Origin of the sequence: Kibdelosporangium persicum, from assembly GCF_013280595.1 — a bacterium.
Lineage (GTDB): Bacteria > Actinomycetota > Actinomycetes > Mycobacteriales > Pseudonocardiaceae > Kibdelosporangium > Kibdelosporangium persicum.
In genome coordinates this window covers 107615-123911 of the sequence record NZ_JAAATY010000013.1, presented here as the reverse complement: position 1 = coordinate 123911, position 16297 = coordinate 107615, and the positions used below count along the sequence as shown (strand labels likewise).

General features: G+C 69.1%; 14 protein-coding genes. 8 read left to right on the top strand and 6 right to left on the bottom strand.

Annotated elements, in window-relative coordinates:
• Window positions 1-15: 15 nt before the first annotated feature.
• Together GC106_RS23385 and GC106_RS23380 are read right to left on the bottom strand one after the other, a co-directional pair.
• Window positions 16-1002 carry a prenyltransferase/squalene oxidase repeat-containing protein gene (locus GC106_RS23385; RefSeq protein ID WP_173134523.1) on the bottom strand — a complete coding sequence of 329 codons (987 nt, stop codon included), beginning with the start codon at window positions 1000-1002 and terminating at the stop codon, window positions 16-18.
• A complete protein-coding gene (locus GC106_RS23380) occupies window positions 989-1696 on the bottom strand; it encodes an ArsR/SmtB family transcription factor (RefSeq protein WP_173134520.1) in 708 nt (235 codons plus the stop codon). The genes GC106_RS23385 and GC106_RS23380 overlap by 14 nt, the downstream gene beginning before the upstream one ends.
• A 74-nt stretch (window positions 1697-1770) precedes the next feature.
• On the opposite strand from GC106_RS23380, the gene GC106_RS23375 reads away from it, so the two are divergent.
• From GC106_RS23375 to GC106_RS23360, 4 genes are all read left to right on the top strand, one after another.
• The gene (locus tag GC106_RS23375) at window positions 1771-2511 is read left to right on the top strand and encodes a cytochrome P450 family protein (RefSeq protein ID WP_173134518.1); all 741 of its coding nucleotides are present in this window, start codon (window positions 1771-1773) and stop codon (window positions 2509-2511) included.
• Between the two features lie 216 nt (window positions 2512-2727).
• A complete protein-coding gene (locus GC106_RS23370; RefSeq protein WP_246366633.1) occupies window positions 2728-4224 on the top strand; it encodes a protein kinase domain-containing protein in 1497 nt (498 codons plus the stop codon).
• Between the two features lie 51 nt (window positions 4225-4275).
• Window positions 4276-4893 carry an MBL fold metallo-hydrolase gene (locus tag GC106_RS23365; RefSeq protein WP_173134515.1) on the top strand — a complete coding sequence of 206 codons (618 nt, stop codon included), beginning with the start codon at window positions 4276-4278 and terminating at the stop codon, window positions 4891-4893.
• The gene (locus tag GC106_RS23360; RefSeq protein ID WP_173134512.1) at window positions 4890-5903 is read left to right on the top strand and encodes a YncE family protein; all 1014 of its coding nucleotides are present in this window, start codon (window positions 4890-4892) and stop codon (window positions 5901-5903) included. The genes GC106_RS23365 and GC106_RS23360 overlap by 4 nt, the downstream gene beginning before the upstream one ends.
• Here GC106_RS23360 and GC106_RS23355 read toward each other — a convergent pair.
• The 3 genes from GC106_RS23355 to GC106_RS23345 form a co-directional block, all read right to left on the bottom strand.
• Window positions 5845-7098 carry a kynureninase gene (locus tag GC106_RS23355; RefSeq protein WP_173134509.1) on the bottom strand — a complete coding sequence of 418 codons (1254 nt, stop codon included), beginning with the start codon at window positions 7096-7098 and terminating at the stop codon, window positions 5845-5847. The genes GC106_RS23360 and GC106_RS23355 overlap by 59 nt on opposite strands.
• Window positions 7099-7123: 25 nt before the next feature.
• On the bottom strand, window positions 7124-7417 hold the full coding sequence (locus GC106_RS23350) for an Rdx family protein (protein WP_173134506.1): 294 nt from the start codon (window positions 7415-7417) through the stop codon (window positions 7124-7126).
• Between the two features lie 93 nt (window positions 7418-7510).
• Window positions 7511-9142, bottom strand: a complete 1632-nt coding sequence (locus GC106_RS23345; RefSeq protein WP_312872800.1) for a cellulase family glycosylhydrolase — start codon at window positions 9140-9142, stop codon at window positions 7511-7513.
• A gap of 269 nt (window positions 9143-9411) precedes the next feature.
• Here GC106_RS23345 and GC106_RS23340 point away from each other — a divergent pair, with 269 nt between their 5' ends.
• From GC106_RS23340 to GC106_RS23325, 4 genes are all read left to right on the top strand, one after another.
• Window positions 9412-9915, top strand: coding sequence for a 2Fe-2S iron-sulfur cluster-binding protein (locus GC106_RS23340; RefSeq protein WP_173134503.1), 504 nt, complete (start codon window positions 9412-9414; stop codon window positions 9913-9915).
• Window positions 9912-10904, top strand: a complete 993-nt coding sequence (locus tag GC106_RS23335; RefSeq protein WP_173134500.1) for an FAD binding domain-containing protein — start codon at window positions 9912-9914, stop codon at window positions 10902-10904. Before GC106_RS23340 ends, GC106_RS23335 begins: the two co-directional genes overlap by 4 nt.
• Window positions 10901-12973: a xanthine dehydrogenase family protein molybdopterin-binding subunit gene (locus tag GC106_RS23330; protein ID WP_173134497.1), complete on the top strand. Its 2073-nt coding sequence runs from the start codon at window positions 10901-10903 to the stop codon at window positions 12971-12973. Before GC106_RS23335 ends, GC106_RS23330 begins: the two co-directional genes overlap by 4 nt.
• 66 nt (window positions 12974-13039) lie before the next feature.
• Window positions 13040-14332, top strand: coding sequence for a calcium:cation antiporter family protein (locus GC106_RS23325; RefSeq protein WP_173134494.1), 1293 nt, complete (start codon window positions 13040-13042; stop codon window positions 14330-14332).
• Between the two features lie 19 nt (window positions 14333-14351).
• On the opposite strand, the gene GC106_RS23320 is transcribed toward GC106_RS23325, so the two are convergent.
• Window positions 14352-16163 (bottom strand): fibronectin type III domain-containing protein, encoded by a 1812-nt coding sequence (locus tag GC106_RS23320; RefSeq protein ID WP_173134491.1) that lies wholly within the window; start codon window positions 16161-16163, stop codon window positions 14352-14354.
• Window positions 16164-16297: the final 134 nt, after the last annotated feature.

Below are 16297 nucleotides of genomic sequence, written 5' to 3'. Positions count from 1 at the left end.
AACACTGATAAACACTCACGAGGGTCGCGCCGCAGTGGCCGGTGACCAGGAGTTCCACCACGTGAGCACACGTGTGCCGACCAGAGTCAGCCACTTCGACGGCTCTCCCGCGGGCACGTCCACCTCGAACCACATCTGGCCGGTTGGCCGGCCGCCTTGCAGCCAGGTGCCGTCCGGTTGCCGTGCGGCACGGACCATTTCGATCGCCTCAGCCATCCGCGGGTCGGGCTTCGTGCCGTCGAACCGTGCGGCTTGGCGGAAGTAGTCGGCCGCGTTGAGGACGCTGTAGCGCCAGAAGAACGGGTAGCCGAAGTGGTTCACCCATGGTGCCACTGGTTCTCCCGTGGACAGCCGACGGAAAAGCCCACGCTCCAGGAGGTATTCCTCGCCGGAACGCCGGGCGGCGCGTGTCGCCTCCGTGCCTCCGGTCGCGATGTCATGGGCCAGTAGGCCTTTCAGCACGTTCAGCGTCGAGTGGAACGACGACCGCGTCGACCCCTCGACCCAGTCGCAGTTCCAGCCACCGTCCGGCAACCGGTGCGCCAGCAGCCAGTCGACGATGCCGGTGACATCGGCGCCGAGCCACAGTCCGTTCGCGACGGTCCAGGCGTTGATGCAGCAGTCGACTTCGCCGCCCCAGTACGGCAGATCGTCGTACTCCCAGCGACTGTTCCGGCCGAGAAGCTCGGCCGTGCGGCGTTCGCGCAGGACGCCCGCGTCAAGACCCCACTCCCGCAACAGGTTCAGCGTCCAGGTCGTCGCCGTCCACGGCTGTCCGGCGCCTTGCTCCGAGCGGAAGCCCGCGGGGAAGAACGCGCCACCCGCCCATTGCCCGTCGGAATCCTGCAAGGCGAGGAGGCGGGCGCCGAAGCCCTCGGTCGCGATGTGTGTCCGCGTCGCCTGCCACACCTCGGACGGTTCGCCGATCAGATCGCGCTCGACCTGCCACCGCAACGCCGGATCGGAGTCACGCAGCCAGCCTGTCAGGTCACTGGTCGTCATTCAGCGACTCTAAACCCAGGAGCCGGTGCAGGGCCTGCTCCCCGGCCGGAGTGAGGCGTACGGCCCTGCTGGTGCCGATTCGTTTGATCCACTCGTTCTCGTGCAGACGGCGGCAGATGTGCGCGCCGGACAGCCCGGCGAGATGCGACCGTCGCTCGGTCCAGTCCAGGCAGGCCCGCGTCAGCGGCCGTCGCCCGGGCCGCAGATCGGCTGGGTCGACGCCGAGCGCGGTGGTCAGCCATGTCCGGCCCGTGCTGGTCAGCGCCAGCTCCGCGGCGTGGTCGAGCAGGCCGTTGCCGAGCATCGCGTCCGTGATCGCCACGCCGAGCCGGCCCGCGAGGTGGTCGTAGCACGTGCGGCCACGGGCCAGCGCGGCCGAGGTCGCCGCCGACCGGAGGGTCCTGGGCCGGCCCGGTCCCGGCTGGATGTGGCCGATGAGGTGTTCCAGCAGTTCAGCGGTGTGCGGACCGGCGAGCTGCACGTAGCGGTGGCGTCCTTGGCGCCGTTCCGTCAGCAGTCCACCCGCGACCAGCCGGTTGAGGTGCTCGGTCGTCGTGGACGGCGCGACCCCGGCGTGCCGGGCCAGTTCCCGGCCGGTCCACGCCCGGCCGTCCAGCAAGGCCAGGCAGAACTCCGCCCTGGTCTCGTCGGCCAGCAGGGCGGCCAGCTTCGCGAGATCGGCTCCGCGCGCCATCGGTGTCACCCCACCATTCTGGGCCGTCGTCGGTTCGGCGCACGCCGAACCGACACGGCCTTAGGGTGGCCGCCATGCTCACCGATCCGACGTACACCATCCCGCCCGTGCCCGCCGGTGGCCCGGCAGTGGGAATTCGCTGGCTACGAAGGACCATCGCCCGTTTCACCGACGGGCCGGACCACACCCGCCGACGGCGGCTGATCACCGAGATGCTGGCCACGGTCGATGTCCGCGCGCTTCGCGACCTGGCGGCCGAACGGACCCGTGTCCTGACAGGACGTTCCCCCGACCTGGTCGCGCGCATCGTTCCGGTGGAGGTCCTCGGCCAGGTCCTGGATTTCCCGCCGGTCCCGGTCGAGGCGGTCGCCGTGACGGCGGCGGCGTACCAACCCGGCACAGGTCGCGAAGAACCGGCCGACGAGGCCGTCGCCTGGCTTGTCGAGGTTTTCGGAGGCGTGCCGGACGAACTGACCGCGGCGAAGATCTCCGTGCTGGTGCAGGCTTATGCCGCGACCGCGGGCCTCATCCGCAACGCCGCACGGGCGATGCGGGACGGCGACGAAACGATCGACGCTGTCCTCGCTGAGACATTGCGGAACGACCCGCCGGTCCGAGCCACCCGCCGTGTGGCGGCCGGTGCTGACCCGGTCATCGAGGTCGACCTCGCGGCGAACGGGATTCCCTTTGGCGCAGGCCCACACCAGTGTCCCGGGCGTGCTCACGCCATGGCCATCGTCGCCGGTGTCCTGGCGGGTATGGGAAATCCCAACCACAACTCTCCCGTTCGCGGTACCCGTTCGCCCCGAGACTGACCAGCAGACGTCGACGCTCACCGCCGCCGTGTTCACGTCGGACAACGGCTGGGTGCGGGGCGGGCATCGAGTTGCTTCTGGCAAAATCGTGCCATCCGAGGGTCCCTGCGGGTGTCTTCGCTCGTCAAGGACCACTCGTGTCCCGGGGACGCGTGCGAGCAGTGGCCTGCGGTGCCCGCGCCGCGGGGGTGAGGCTCCCACTGAGCTTGCCTGGTCATGGCTATGATGCCGACCGGACGAGCAGGGGAGCGGGAACACGTGGCGTGGCAGTTCGGCCCGTACCGGGTGGAGGGATTGCTCGCGCGCGGCGGCATGGGTGAGGTCCACCGCGCGTACGACACCCGGCACGACCGCGTGGTCGCGCTGAAGTTGCTCACCGATCACGCCGCCAACGACGAGGAGTTCCGCAAGCGGTTCAAGCGTGAGGCGCACGCCGCCGCGCGGCTGCGCGAACCGCACGTGATCCCGATCCACGCCTACGGCGAGATAGACGGCCGGTTGTACCTCGACATGCGTCTCGTCGAAGGCGAGGACCTGCGCAGGACGCTGACCGCCCGCGGGCCGCTGAGCCCGTCCGCCGCCGTCGACATCGTCAGCCAGGTGGCGGGCGCGCTCGACGCGGCGCACGCCGAAGGCCTGGTCCACCGGGACGTCAAACCGTCGAACGTCATCCTGCAGGGAGACTTCGCCTACCTGGTCGACTTCGGCATCGCGCGGCCGCTCACCTCGAACACCGACATCACCGGCACTGGTGAGGCCGTCGGGACGGTCGCCTACATGGCGCCGGAGCGGTTCGGGCGGGGCCCGACCGACCACCGGGTGGACATCTACGCGCTGGCCTGCCTGTTGTTCCAGTGCCTGACCGGCGAGAAGCCGTACACCTCGGAGAACGCCCTCGCGGTGATCTTCGCGCACGCCAACGAGGACCCGCCCAAGCCCAGCGAACGACGCCCGGGCGTGCCGGTCGGCCTCGACCAGGTCGTCGCCACGGGCATGGCCAAGACCCCCGCGGACCGGTTCGCCACAGCCGGTGAACTCGCGGCCGCGGCTCGCCAGGCGCTGAAGGGGCAGGCTACCCAGCGCCTGTCCACGGTCCCGGTGTTGCCCCAGCCCCAGCCCCAGCGCCCGCCACAGGCACAGCCACCGCCATTGCCTCAGCCCCCGCCCCAGCCGTTACCACAGGCACAGGCGCAGCGACCGCCGGAGAGGAAGCGACCGGCGACGCCGTACGGATTCCGGATCGTGGCCGCGGTGGCCGCGGTGATCGTGGCGGCCGGGATCACGACCGCCGCCGTGTGGTTCTGGCCGAAGGGCTCCACCACCCACAACACACAGCCCACGTCCCCCGTCACCGCGACCAGCACACCCAGGTCCACGGCCACGTCCACGGCCACGGCCGGCGGCCTGGTCAACCCGCCGTGCGACGACTCGTACATCGTGATCGTCGGCTCGGCGGTGAACGAGCAGAACTACACCTCGGACATCCAGCAGTTCCTGGCCGCCAACCCAGGCGCCAAGTACCTGCACGCCCCGTCGACCGGGTGCGACTCGCTGCGGACACACCTCAACGGCGTGGAGATCTACTCCGTCTACTATGGCCCGTACACGGACAAGGAATCCGCGTGCGCCAAGAAGGCCGCTGTGGGTGGCGATTCCTTCGTCCGCCGGCTTGACAACACCTCACCTGTCGACCGAGCCGTCAGCTGCGGCTGACGACCAGATCGGGTATGGGCGACGCCGACCCCGGTGTGACAGTGTGGGGCAATGTCGGATGTCCGGGTACGTGTCACGTTCGCGGGCTCCGGTGACGCTTCCGGCAGCGGCGGGCGCTTCCAGGCGTGCCTGCACATCGAGCGCGGCCCAGGGCCGCCGTTCCTGATCCTCGACGACCAGTTCGCCCGGCGGACCGGGCCGCTGGTGGTCGCCGGACCGCGGGGACCGCGGCAGCGGCTGACCGGCGCGATGGAGGTGTTCTACCCCGGTTCCACCGGTGTTCGGCGGAAGTTCGATGTAGACGTTGCCGAACTGTGTCCTGATAGGCCGATCCGGGTGACGGATATTGACGTTCGGGCCTGGAAAGTCGATCATCCCAGGGGCGCACCGGCATCGGCGTTGCGCCTGAACATCAATGGCGTTGTCGTCGCTCACACCGGTGACACTGCGTGGACGGAGGCGATCCCGCGCGCCGCGGCAGGCGCGGACCTGCTCGTGGCCGAGGCGTACATCTTGGACACCTTGAATGATCATCGGAACGAAGTGGACTGTGAGCGGATCGTGGTGACCCCCATGCCGGCCGGTCTGCTCGCGAACCTGGAGCACGCCGTGTTCGAGACCGCACACGACGACATGACCATCGAACTCTCCGAAGGAGCCCGTGGATGAAAGACCATGCGATCAGCAGGCGCACCGCGCTGAAGTTCGCCGGCATGGCCGGCCTGCCGCTTCCGGCGATGCAGCAGGAGACTGCTTTCGGCGACGTGCTGGCCGTGGTGGAGAAAGGCGACCGGCGGCTGGCGTTCTTCGAAGCCGGCACCGGCAAGCGGCTGTCGGAAATCGTGTTGGGTGACTATCCGCACGAGCTCGTCGCCGACCGTGAGCGCCGGTTCGCCTACATCGGTCACTACGGTGTGGAGTTCTCCTCTGTGGTCGGTCCCGGCGGATCCGCGTTGTGGGTCGTCGATCTGCGCGCCCGCACTCTCGTCCGGACCATCGAACTCGCTCCGTTCAACCGGATCCACGGTGTGGGAATGGACAGTACGAACCGGCTTTACGCACTGAGCGAAGAGAAAGCAGTCCTGCTCGGCTTCGACGCCTCGATCGGGAACGGTCCGTCACGGGCGGTCAACACCGGCGGCATCAAGACGCACATGTTCGCCATCACCCGCAACGGAGAACGTGCTTACGTCACCGGTCTGCTCTCACACACCGTGAGTCTGGTGCGACCGTACGACGCGGCCGCCGCGCCTGTCATGATGACTCCCGGCCAATTACCGGAAAGCGCGTGCCTCAGCACCGACGAACAGACGCTCTTCGTCGGAGCGCGCCGCACTCCCGCTGTCGTGGCCATCGACGCGAACACCATGTCTGTCCGTGGCCAGCTCAAGGTCGCCGGAGACCCGCTGCGCGTCTACACCGTGTCGCAGGACCAACTGCTGGTGACCGACCTGGCGAACAAGGCGATCTCCTTGATCAGTACGAGATTGCAGCCGATCTGGACGATGCCGGTGCCGGGTCAGCCGTCCGCGGTCTCGTTCCACCCGAGCAAGCCGGTCGCCTATGTGTCGCTGTTGGACACCCAGCAGGTGGCCGTGGTGGACCTGAGCCGCAGGCAGATCACCGGGACGTTCCCGACCCTGCGGCAGCCGGACGTGTCCGTGCTGATTCCCGGATGACGCTCATGGCGTGCCAGACCTCGGCGTAGCCGGTGGTCAACGGACTCAGGCCGATCCGGATCCCGTCCGGGTTGCGGAAATCGATGATCACGCCGTGGTCGATCAGAGTCCGGGACAGGCTTTCGGCGGCGGGGTGCCTGAGCGTGACGTGGGCACCCCGCTTCTCGTCCGATCGCGGTGAGGCGACCGTGAAGCCCAACGGGACGAGCCACGCGTCCGCCAGTTCGATCACCCACCGGCCGAGGGCCCGCGCCTTGGCCCGGATTCGGGGGATGCCCGCTTCGGCCAGCAGCGCGACGCTCGCTTCGAGGCCGGCCATCCCGAGGATCGTCGGCGTGCCGGACAAGGCGCTCCGGATACCGGGCGCGGGCTGGAACCGGTCGGTCATGCCGAAGATGTCGGCTGCGCCGATCCAGCCGGTGATCGGCTGCCGGAAGTCGTTGTGGTGCCGGGCGTTGACGTAGAGGAACGCGGGAGAACCCGGGCCGCCGTTGAGGAACTTGTAGGTGCAGCCGACGGCGAAGTCGGCACCGGCGGCGTCCAGCTCGACCGGAAGCACGCCGACGCTGTGGCACAGATCCCACACCACAAGCCCGCCGTTGTCGTGCACGATCCGGCTGACGGCCGTCATGTCCGCGATCGCCGCGGACCGGTAGTCCACATGGGACAGCACGACCACGGCGGTGCGCTCGCTGACGGCTGCCGCGACTTCCTCCGTGCGCACACCGGACCACGGGTCGGACGCGATCCACTTGACCGTGTGGCCGGTCTGCTCGGCGATACCGTCGACGATGAAGCGGTCGGTCGGGAAGTTGGCCGTGTCCGTGACGATCTCCGTCCGGCCCGCCCGCAGCGCCAGCGCGGCCCTGACCGTCTTGTACAGACACACTGACGTGGAGTCGGCGACGATCACCTGGCCGGGCGCGGCACCGAGGGCGACCCGGCCGAGTTCGTCCCCGATGCGCTCGGGCAGCGTGAGCCAGCCCTCCTCCCACGACCGGATCAGCCGGGAGCCCCAGTCGTGCCGCACGAGATCCTGGAGCCGCTCGGCCGCGGCGAGCAGCGGACGGCCGAGCGAGTTGCCGTCCAGGTAGGCCACGACACCCGGATCTTCGATGGGGACGAACCGATCCCGGTACACGGCGAGTTCGTCGTCGGCGTCGAGGCGTTCGGCCTGATCGAGGGTGGGATTCATTCCGCCATTATCGTCGCGACGGCGATCATGAAGGCCTGCGCCGGTCGGTGTGGCCGAGGTCCCGGCCGGGCGCGACCCGGTCCCGCACCGCCCGCTTGAGCTCGGCCAGGTCGGGAAAACCGCCCTGCTCCGCCCGTGACCACACTGTCTCGCCGTCGAGCCGGACGTCGAAGACGCCACCGGTGCCGGGAATCAGAGCCACCTCGCCGAGCTCGACCGTGAACGTGGTCAACAGTTCCTGCGCGGTCCACCCGGCACGCAGCAGCCACCGGCACTGGGTGCAGTACTCGATCTCAAGGCGGGGCTGTCGCGTGGTCACGCCAGCCAGTATGACGGGAGGACCGAACGCGTCCTCAGGCGGTGGATCCGTGCCGGGAGAGGCACGGTCCGCCGCCTGAGGACCATGAGGGTTTCAGCCGGTCGTACAAGCGTTCCCGTTGATGGTGAACGAGGTCGGCGCAGGATTCGACCCGTTGTACGTTCCGGTGAAACCGATGCCTGTGGAGGCGTTCGGTGCCAGGCGAGCGTTCCAGTCCAAATTGACCGCGCTGACGTCGCCGCCGGCGGACTGGGACCAGACAGCGCCCCAGCCGGGCGGGATCACCCGCTGCCCTGCCGCGTAGGCGAAATCGAGGGTCCAGCCGTCGAGAGCGCTGGAACCGGTGTTGGTGACGGTGACGTTGGCGGTGAATCCGTTGGAACCACCCCAGTTGGTCGCGGAGTACGTCACCCGGCAGGCACCGCCACCGCCGCCGGACGCCGTCGTGACCGTGAGGGCGCCGGAGCTGGCCGACACGTTCGGCACGGCGTCACGTGCCCGCACGGAGAACCGGTAAGTGGTGGCCGCCGCCAGGCCGGTGGCGGTGAAGGTGTTCGTGGTCGGGGAGCCGACCAGCGCGAACGTTCCGCCGCTGGCCCCGGTTGCCCGGTAGACGTCATAACCGGCGACCCCGGTGTTGTCGGTCGACGCCGCCCAGTTCAGCGTCACACTGGTGGCGGTCACGTTCGAGGCGACCGGCGTGCCCGGCGTGGTCGGCGGTTCCGTGTCCCCGCCACCGCCGCCGTAGATGGTCGCCTCCCGTGAGGTCTGCCGAATCCCGTTGGCACCGTTGAGGATTCGTTCACCCCATGGGGTCAGGCTGTTCGGGTTGAACCCGGTGACCATGTCCAGGTACTCGACACCACCGCTGTTGCCGCTCCACGACCAGCCGATGTAGCCGAGGCCGCGGGCCTGCGCCTGGGCCATGATGGTGTCCTCGTCCGGGTTTCCGTCGGAGTGGTTGTGCCCGAACTCGCCGACCACCAGCGGCAGCCCGGCCGTGCGGAAGGCGTCGAAGTAGGCGTTGATCTCGGCCGCGGTGTCGTAGACGCCGTACATGTGCACGGAGAACACCGTGTTGCGGTCCGGGTCGGCGTTGAACACCGTGGATGCGTTGTCCCGCATGATGTTCTGCCAGTCCTGGCCCCACATCGGCGCGTCGGCCATGATCAGGTGGTCCAGTCCGGCGTTGCGCAGCCGGACGATCGCGTTCGACGTCGCCGTCGCCCACGTGGCGCTCACCTGCTGGTTGTTGCCGAACGGCTCGTTGCCGAGGTTGATCACGACGTGGTTCTCCTGGCCGGCGAGCGCGCTTGCCACGCTGATCCAGTAGCCGGCGGCCTGGTCCAGGCTGGCGGCCGCGGCCTCCTCGCCGAAACCGGTCGTGTCATGGACTTCCAGCACACAGATCAGACGCGACTGCTTGCACAACGAGATGACGTTGGCGACCTCGCCGGCCGACGTCGGTCCCCACCGCTGCCCGCTGCCCAGGACCACACGAACCGTGTTGGCGCCATAGGACTTGATCGCGGCGAACGAACTGGTCTGGCTCGGGTACCAGACGTGCGCGTGGTTGACCCCACGCATGACGAACGGGGTTCCGTTCGCCTCGACGACGCGGGTCCCGCTCACTCTCAGTCCCACCGCCGCCTGGGCGGGCTGCACGAGAACCAGCATCGTCGCCAGCACCGCCAGCAGGGTTGACAGTGCGAGTCTCTTCCTCACAAATCCACCTCCGTCGTGGGTACGCACGACGGCGTGCACCTCGTTCGCCGGTGAGGTGTCGCCTTGGTGTGACGCTCGGGTTACGACGAGAAGCCTTCTGGGAGCGCTCCCAGTCTGGCCACGTGATCTGCCGGAAGTCAATACGAAAGTTTCAGCCTGTCCACCGGACAAGCCGGCGTCGCACGTCAGGGGCAAGAACGCGGGATGATCGTTTATCCCCGCCGGGAACGGGAAGCCGTCAGCAAAGCCCCGGGTGGTGGAAGGCGGACATGGACGCGGAGATCACGCTGCACGTGGACGGCACGGCGCGGCACGTCACGGTGGACGCTCGCACCACCCTGCTGGACGCGTTGCGGGAACGGCTCGGCGTGATGGCGCCGAAGAAGGGCTGCGACCACGGGCAATGCGGGTCGTGCACGGTCCTGCTGAACGACCGCCGGGTGATCACCTGCCTCGTGCTGGCGGTGGCCCACGACGGTGCGCGGATCGTGACCGCCGAAGGCCTCGCTCAGGACGACCACCTGCACCCGGTCCAGCAGGCCTTCATCGACCACGACGGCTTCCAGTGCGGGTACTGCACGCCAGGACAGATCTGTTCGGCCGTCGGCATGCTCAAGGAGGCCGAGGCGGGCTGGCCGAGTGCGGTCAGTGATCTCGCCGCCGCCGAGGTGCGGCTGAGCCCGGCCGAGATCCGCGAACGGATGAGCGGCAACCTGTGCCGATGTGGTGCCTACGCGGGCATCGTCGCCGCGATCCAGCAGGCCGCGCGATGAATCCCTTCGAGTACCAGCGCGCGGAGGATGTGGCCACGGCCGTCGCGACCGTCAGTGGCAACGAGAACGCAGCGTTCCTCGGCGGCGGGACGAACCTGGTCGATCACCTCAAGCTCGGGGTGGCCACGCCGAACCTGCTGGTCGACGTCAGCGGACTGCCGTTGGACCGCGTCGAATCGTTGCCTGACGGCGGTCTCCGGATCGGCGCGGCGGTCCGCAACAGCGATGCCGCGGCTGATCCGCGTATCCGCCGTGACTACCCGATGCTCGCTGAGGCACTGTTGTCCGGGGCGTCCGCACAGGTGCGCAATCTGGCCACCATGGGCGGCAATCTGTTGCAGCGCACCAGGTGTGTGTACTTCCAGGACGTCACCACGCCGTGCAACAAACGGGTTCCCGGCTCGGGCTGCTCGGCTTTGCGGGGCTACCACCGGTATCACGCCATCCTGGGCGCGTCCGAACACTGCGTCGCCGTCCATCCGTCGGACCTCGCGGTCGCGCTGGTCGCTCTCGATGCCGTGGTCCAGGTGTCCGGGCCGGACGGCGACCGTGCTGTGCCCGTCACCGATCTGTACCGCCTGCCGGGTGACGCGCCCGAACGGGACACTGTCCTGGAACGCGGCGAACTGATCACGGCTATCGACCTGCCCGTGTTGCCCATGGCCGCGCGGTCGGGCTATCGCAAGGTCCGTGATCGTGCGTCGTACGCTTTCGCCTTGGTGTCCGTCGCCGCCGCGGTCGATCTCTTCGACAACGGCACGATCCGGGACGTCCGGATCGCTTTCGGCGGTGTGGCACACAAGCCTTGGCGTGCGTATCGGGCCGAGGACGCCCTGCGCGGCCGGCCCACCACCGCGGAAGCCTTCGACGACGCCGCGAACGCCGAACTGCGGGACGCCCGGCCCTTGCGGGACAACGTCTTCAAGCTGCGGATGGCACGTGGCGCACTGGTCGCGGCCCTTCAGCACCTGACCGGAGCGGACCGATGATCGGCTCACCACTCCCCCGCCTGGACGGAACGGCCAAAGTCACCGGTACGGCCAGGTACGCCTTCGAACACCGGGTCGCCGATCCGGCGTACGCGTACCCGCTTCAGGCGACCGTCGCACGGGGACACATCACCGCGATCAACACCTCGGCGGCACAAGCCGTCGACGGTGTGCTCGCCGTGATCACGCACGAGAACGCGCCGCATCTCGCGTCCACGGAGGACGCCGAGCTGGCCGTGCTGCAGTCCACCGAAATCGCCTTCCGTGGACAGGTCATCGGAGCGGTCGTCGCGGACACCTCGGAGACCGCGCGGCATGCCGCGGGCCTTGTCGAGGTCTCGTACGACCCATCGCCCCACGACGCCGTGTTCACACCGGACCGCGACGATCTCTACACCCCGGACACCGTCAACCCGTCCTTCCCCACCGACACCTCCCAGGGTGACGTGGAATCCGCGTTGAAACAGTCCCCAGTGGTCGTCGATCACGTCTACACGACACCGATGACGCACAACAATCCCCTGGAACCGCACACGACGGTGGCCTGTTGGCACGACGACCAGTTGACCCTCTACGACTCGACGCAAGGCGTGCACTCGACGCGTCAGTCGCTGGCGAAGGCACTGGGCCTCGCTCCCGAACGGATCAGGGTGATCGCGCCGCACGTCGGCGGCGGATTCGGCTCGAAAGGACAGGCACACGCCCATCTCGTGCTGGCCGCGATGGCCGCACAGGCAATGCCCGGCCGGGCGGTGAAGCTGGCACTGACCCGTCAGCAGATGTTCAGCCTCGTCGGTTACCGGACGCCGACCGTCCAGCACGTCCGGCTCGGCGCCGGACCCGACGGCCGCCTCACCGCGATCAGCATGGACGTGGTCGAACAGACCTCGCGGATCAAGGAGTTCGCCGAGCAGACCGCGATCCCCGCCCGGCACATGTACGCGGCGCCGAACCGCCGCACCACGCACCGGCTGGCGGCGCTGGACGTCCCGGTGCCGTCGTGGATGCGTGCGCCGGGCGAGTGCCCCGGCATGTTCGGTCCCGAGGTGGCGATGGACGAGCTGGCGAACGCGTGCGGGATGGATCCGGTCGACCTGCGGGTGCTCAACGAACCGGACGTCGACCCGGAGTCCGGGAAACCCTTCTCCAGCCGCAACCTCGTCGCGTGCCTGCGCGAAGGCGCGGCCCGGTTCGGCTGGGCCGACCGCGAGCACGCGCCCAGAACCCGGCGGGAGCACGGCTGGTGGGTCGGCACCGGCGTCGCCGCGTCGACCTATCCGGTCCACGTCAAGCCCGGCTCGTCGGCGACGGTCCGGTTCCAGCCGGACGGGCGCTACCGGATCGAGATCGGCGCCACGGACATCGGCACCGGCACGTGGACCGCGCTCACGCAGATCGCCGCGGACGCCTTGTCCGTCCGGGTCGACGCCATCGACCTGCGCATCGGCGACACCGATCTGCCCCCGGCCACCGTCGCGGGCGGCTCGTCCGGCATCAACTCGTGGGGTTCGGCCGTTGTGGACGCCGCGCGGGCGTTCCGGGACAAGTTCGGCACCGGACCGAACCCCGGCGACGAGGCCCAGGGCACCACGCCCGGCAACTCCGCCGGTGAACGCTTCGCCATGCGTGCCTTCGGTGCCCAGTTCGCCGAGGTGCGTGTGCACGCCGCCACCGGCGAAATCCGCGTGCCCCGGCTGCTCGGGGTGTTCGCCGTGGGCAGGATCATCAACCCCCGTACCGCGCGATCACAGTTCCTCGGTGGGATGACCATGGGCATGTCCATGGCACTGCACGAGCAGAGCGTGCTCGACGAGCGGTTCGGTCACGTGGTGAACCACGATCTCGCCGAGTACCACATCGCCGCCAACGCGGACGTCGCCGGCATCGAGGCACACTGGGTGGACGAGACCGATCCGCACGTCAACCCGCTGGGCACCAAAGGAATCGGTGAGATCGGGATCGTCGGCACCGCGGCCGCGATCGCCAACGCCGCGCACCACGCCACCGGCATCCGGGTCCGTGACCTGCCATTGACCGCTGACAAGTTCCTGGCCGACGCCCGGCGCTGACGTTTCGCCTGCCGGCGTTCCGGCAACACCACCAAGGACTTGACCATGTCCCGGAAGAGGTAAGGGTTGTCCGCGAAACTTCCCGTTCAACTCCCCCTCGCCGTCGGCGTCACGCTGGTGGGGACGTATCTCGGCGCCGCGGACTACCTGGGCCTGGCCCATCCCGGACTGCCCGCGCCACTGGCCGCCGTGATCTTCGGCGCGGCCATCGTCGGGGCCGCGTTCCTGCTGTCGTGGGCCGCGGAGGCGGCGCAGATGGACATTTCCGCCGGGCTGGCCATCGCCCTGCTGGCGGTCGTCGCGGTGCTCCCGGAATACGCTGTCGACCTGGTCTTCACGTACCAGGCCGGCCAGGTCTTCGCCGAGCAGGGACACTGCGTGACCGAGGGGGCCAGCCCGTGTTCGCTGGCGTTGGCCAACATGACCGGGGCGAACCGCATCCTGGTCGGCTTCGGCTGGCCGTTGGTGGTCCTGGTCGCGGGCATCGCCGCGGCGCGTGCGGGCGCACGTGCCCCGCGACCCGGCACGGTCGACTTCAAGCCCGCGGTGTCGGTCGAGCTCGCGTTCCTGGGCATCGCCACCGTCTACTCGCTCACCCTGCCCCTGCGGACGTCGCTGACGCTTGTCGACGCCGCGGTGTTCGTCGCGATCTTCGCGTGTTACGCCTGGCGCCTGGCTCAGGCACCGGCGGAGAAGCCGGACCTGATCGGGGTGGCCGACTGGGTCGGCGCAAAACCGGCCACCCGCCGCCGATGGTCGGTGATCACGCTGTTCGTCGTCGCCGGCCTGGTCATCCTGGCCTGCGCCGAGCACTTCGCCGAGAACCTCGTGGCGACCGGGGAACATCTGGGCGTCGACAAGTTCCTGCTGGTGCAGTGGGTGGCCCCGCTGGCCAGCGAATCGCCGGAGCTCATCGTGGCCTGCCTGTACGCGGCCCGGCTCAAGGCCTCACAGTCCCTGGGCACGCTGTTGTCCAGCAAGGTCAACCAGTGGACGCTGCTCGTCGGCACGATCCCCATCGTGTTCGCGCTGTCGGCGGGCACCTTCAGCGGACTGCCCCTCGACGGCCACCAGCGCGTCGAGTTGCTGCTCACCGCGGCCCAGTCGCTGTTCGCGGTCAGCATCATGCTCGACCGCAGGCTCACCGGGCTGGGCGCGGGGGTCCTCTTCGGACTGTTCGGCCTCCAGTTCGCCGCCAGCATCGTGCTGTCCGCCACGGCGAACCGCTGGGTGGCCATCGTGCTGTCGGGCGTCTACATCGTCCTCGCCCTGGGCCAGATCGCCGTGCGCTACCGTGACACCGGCCGCACGTTCAAGGACGGTGTCACGACCCCGTTCGACAAACTGGGCAGCCACTGACCGGTGCCAGGCGGACAGATCAGCCCGACACCCACGTGTACCTGTTCGACTGGTACTCGCCGTCGACGATGACCCACACCACGGCGCCCGGCTTGCCGAAGTGGAACGCTTCGAACGTGCGGTTGCCGTTGCGGTCAGTGGTCTGGGTCGAGCCCTCGTTGGAGTAGTTGACGTTGGCGTGCGGCACGATCTTGTACCGCGTGTTCGGTTCGAAGCCGCGCAACGTGACGCGCATCTTCCCGCACGCGGGGGCCTCACACGTGTCGTTGTAGGTCTCGGTCGTGCCACGGGTCACTGTGACGGTCCGGGTCGGCTGCTGCACAGGGTTGGAGGACGCCCCGGGGCCTGTGCCGACGCGGTTGGTCGCAGCGACCGTGAAGACATACCGGACGCCGTTGGTCAGGCCGGTGACCGTCGCCCGGCGCAGTGCTCCGCCGACCGTCAACGAGCCTGTCCGGCCGTTGTTTCCTTGCCACGTGATCACATAGGAAGTGATGGGCGCACGGTTGTCCGGCGCCGCGCCCCAGGTCACGGTCGCCATGCCGTCGCCTGGCTGGGCGGCGACTGAAGGCGGGGCGCCTGGCCGGCCGGCAGGCACCGCGGACGGTGTGGTCGGAGTCGGGGGACGCGCCTTGGTCGGCTCTTGCCGCCGTGGGGGCGTCCGTGGGGTTTGCGGCTGAGCCGGTGGCGGTGCGGCGATACGGACGTCAGGCGTCGACGTTTGAGCAGTGGGCGGGGGCGGCGGCGGTGAGGGCGTGGCAGTCGGGCGTTCGGCGGTGGCCACGTCCCGGACGGTGCCCTCCTTGCCGACCACCACGACCTGCGTGCCGTCGCCGTCTTCGACGTACACCCGGCTGTCCTCGCCCCGGCTGAGGCGAGGCTGCCCGCCGGATGATCCTTGCTTGACCGGCTTGGAGTCCTTACGCACCCCGTCGGCACCGTACGTCAGCACTGTGCCGCTTTGCCTGTCCACCAACACGACCACGTCACCGGTCGACACCGGGCCGTCGTAGTCGCCGGTGGGCAGCGCGACCGTGACCGGCTTGCCTGGCGGGTTCCTGGTGTCGGCCAGCAGCATGCTTTGCCGCTGTGGATCGAGGATGGCCACCCGGCCGCCGAGGTCGTGCGTGGCCGGGCGGGCGTTGGGCGAGACCGGCACCCCGATCGGGACCGCGGCGCCGAGCTTGTCGCCTTCGACCATGTGCACCGCCCCGCTGAACGTGTCGACGAACGCGACCCGCTCGTCCACAATGGTCAAAGCGCCCGGGTGGCCGGGCGGAGCGGCGACCGGGCAGCCGGAGATCTCGGCGGCGTCCTTGGCGAGGGTGCAGATCTGGCCGGCGTCCTGGCGGTGCACCCACATCGTGCCATCGGTGGTGACAACGGGAGTGCCGACCGCGCCACCGACTGACACGACCACGGGCGGGTCGCCCAGCCGCACGATCTTGCCCGCGTTGCGGTACACGACATACGGCCCGCCGACGACCTCGATGCTCACCGGCACCTCGACCGCGGGCGGGCTGATGGTCTGCTGCACCGACAGCGTCGCCTTGTCGAACTCGGTGATGCCGGTCCGGCCGACGACATAACCGCTGGTGTCGCCCTGCACGACCTGGCTGCCCGGCTCACCGGGGACCTCGGCGTGCGCGTCGATACCGCTGGTGGCGCCGTCGATGTGGAAGACCGTCTGCAGCAACGAGTTGAAGACCCAGTGCCCGGTCAGGGCGAACTGCCCGGCAGGCACCGGCTTGGCGGTCCCCGTGAGCACCGCGACCACGACTCCGGCGACGAGAACGACGATCAACGCGAACGGCCGGCTGCGCTCCAACACGGGGTGACACGTTACCGCGCGTGCCCGGGAGTGGTCCCGAACCAAGCCCGTCGGCGAATCTGCAACACGGTTGTGCACCTTCGCCGCCCGGTCTGTGCCGGGGTCAGTAAGGTGACGGATCGGGCACGTGGCAG

Excerpts from the sequence above, each read along its gene's own strand:
- GC106_RS23385 (WP_173134523.1), bottom strand. The coding sequence starts at position 1,002 with ATGACGACCAGTGACCTGACAGGCTGGCTGCGTGACTCCGATCCGGCG.
- GC106_RS23380 (WP_173134520.1), bottom strand. The coding sequence starts at position 1,696 with ATGGCGCGCGGAGCCGATCTCGCGAAGCTGGCCGCCCTGCTGGCCGAC.
- GC106_RS23375 (WP_173134518.1), top strand. The coding sequence starts at position 1,771 with ATGCTCACCGATCCGACGTACACCATCCCGCCCGTGCCCGCCGGTGGC.
- GC106_RS23370 (WP_246366633.1), top strand. The coding sequence starts at position 2,728 with ATGGCTATGATGCCGACCGGACGAGCAGGGGAGCGGGAACACGTGGCG.
- GC106_RS23365 (WP_173134515.1), top strand. The coding sequence starts at position 4,276 with ATGTCGGATGTCCGGGTACGTGTCACGTTCGCGGGCTCCGGTGACGCT.
- GC106_RS23360 (WP_173134512.1), top strand. The coding sequence starts at position 4,890 with ATGAAAGACCATGCGATCAGCAGGCGCACCGCGCTGAAGTTCGCCGGC.
- GC106_RS23355 (WP_173134509.1), bottom strand. The coding sequence starts at position 7,098 with ATGAATCCCACCCTCGATCAGGCCGAACGCCTCGACGCCGACGACGAA.
- GC106_RS23340 (WP_173134503.1), top strand. The coding sequence starts at position 9,412 with ATGGACGCGGAGATCACGCTGCACGTGGACGGCACGGCGCGGCACGTC.
- GC106_RS23335 (WP_173134500.1), top strand. The coding sequence starts at position 9,912 with ATGAATCCCTTCGAGTACCAGCGCGCGGAGGATGTGGCCACGGCCGTC.
- GC106_RS23330 (WP_173134497.1), top strand. The coding sequence starts at position 10,901 with ATGATCGGCTCACCACTCCCCCGCCTGGACGGAACGGCCAAAGTCACC.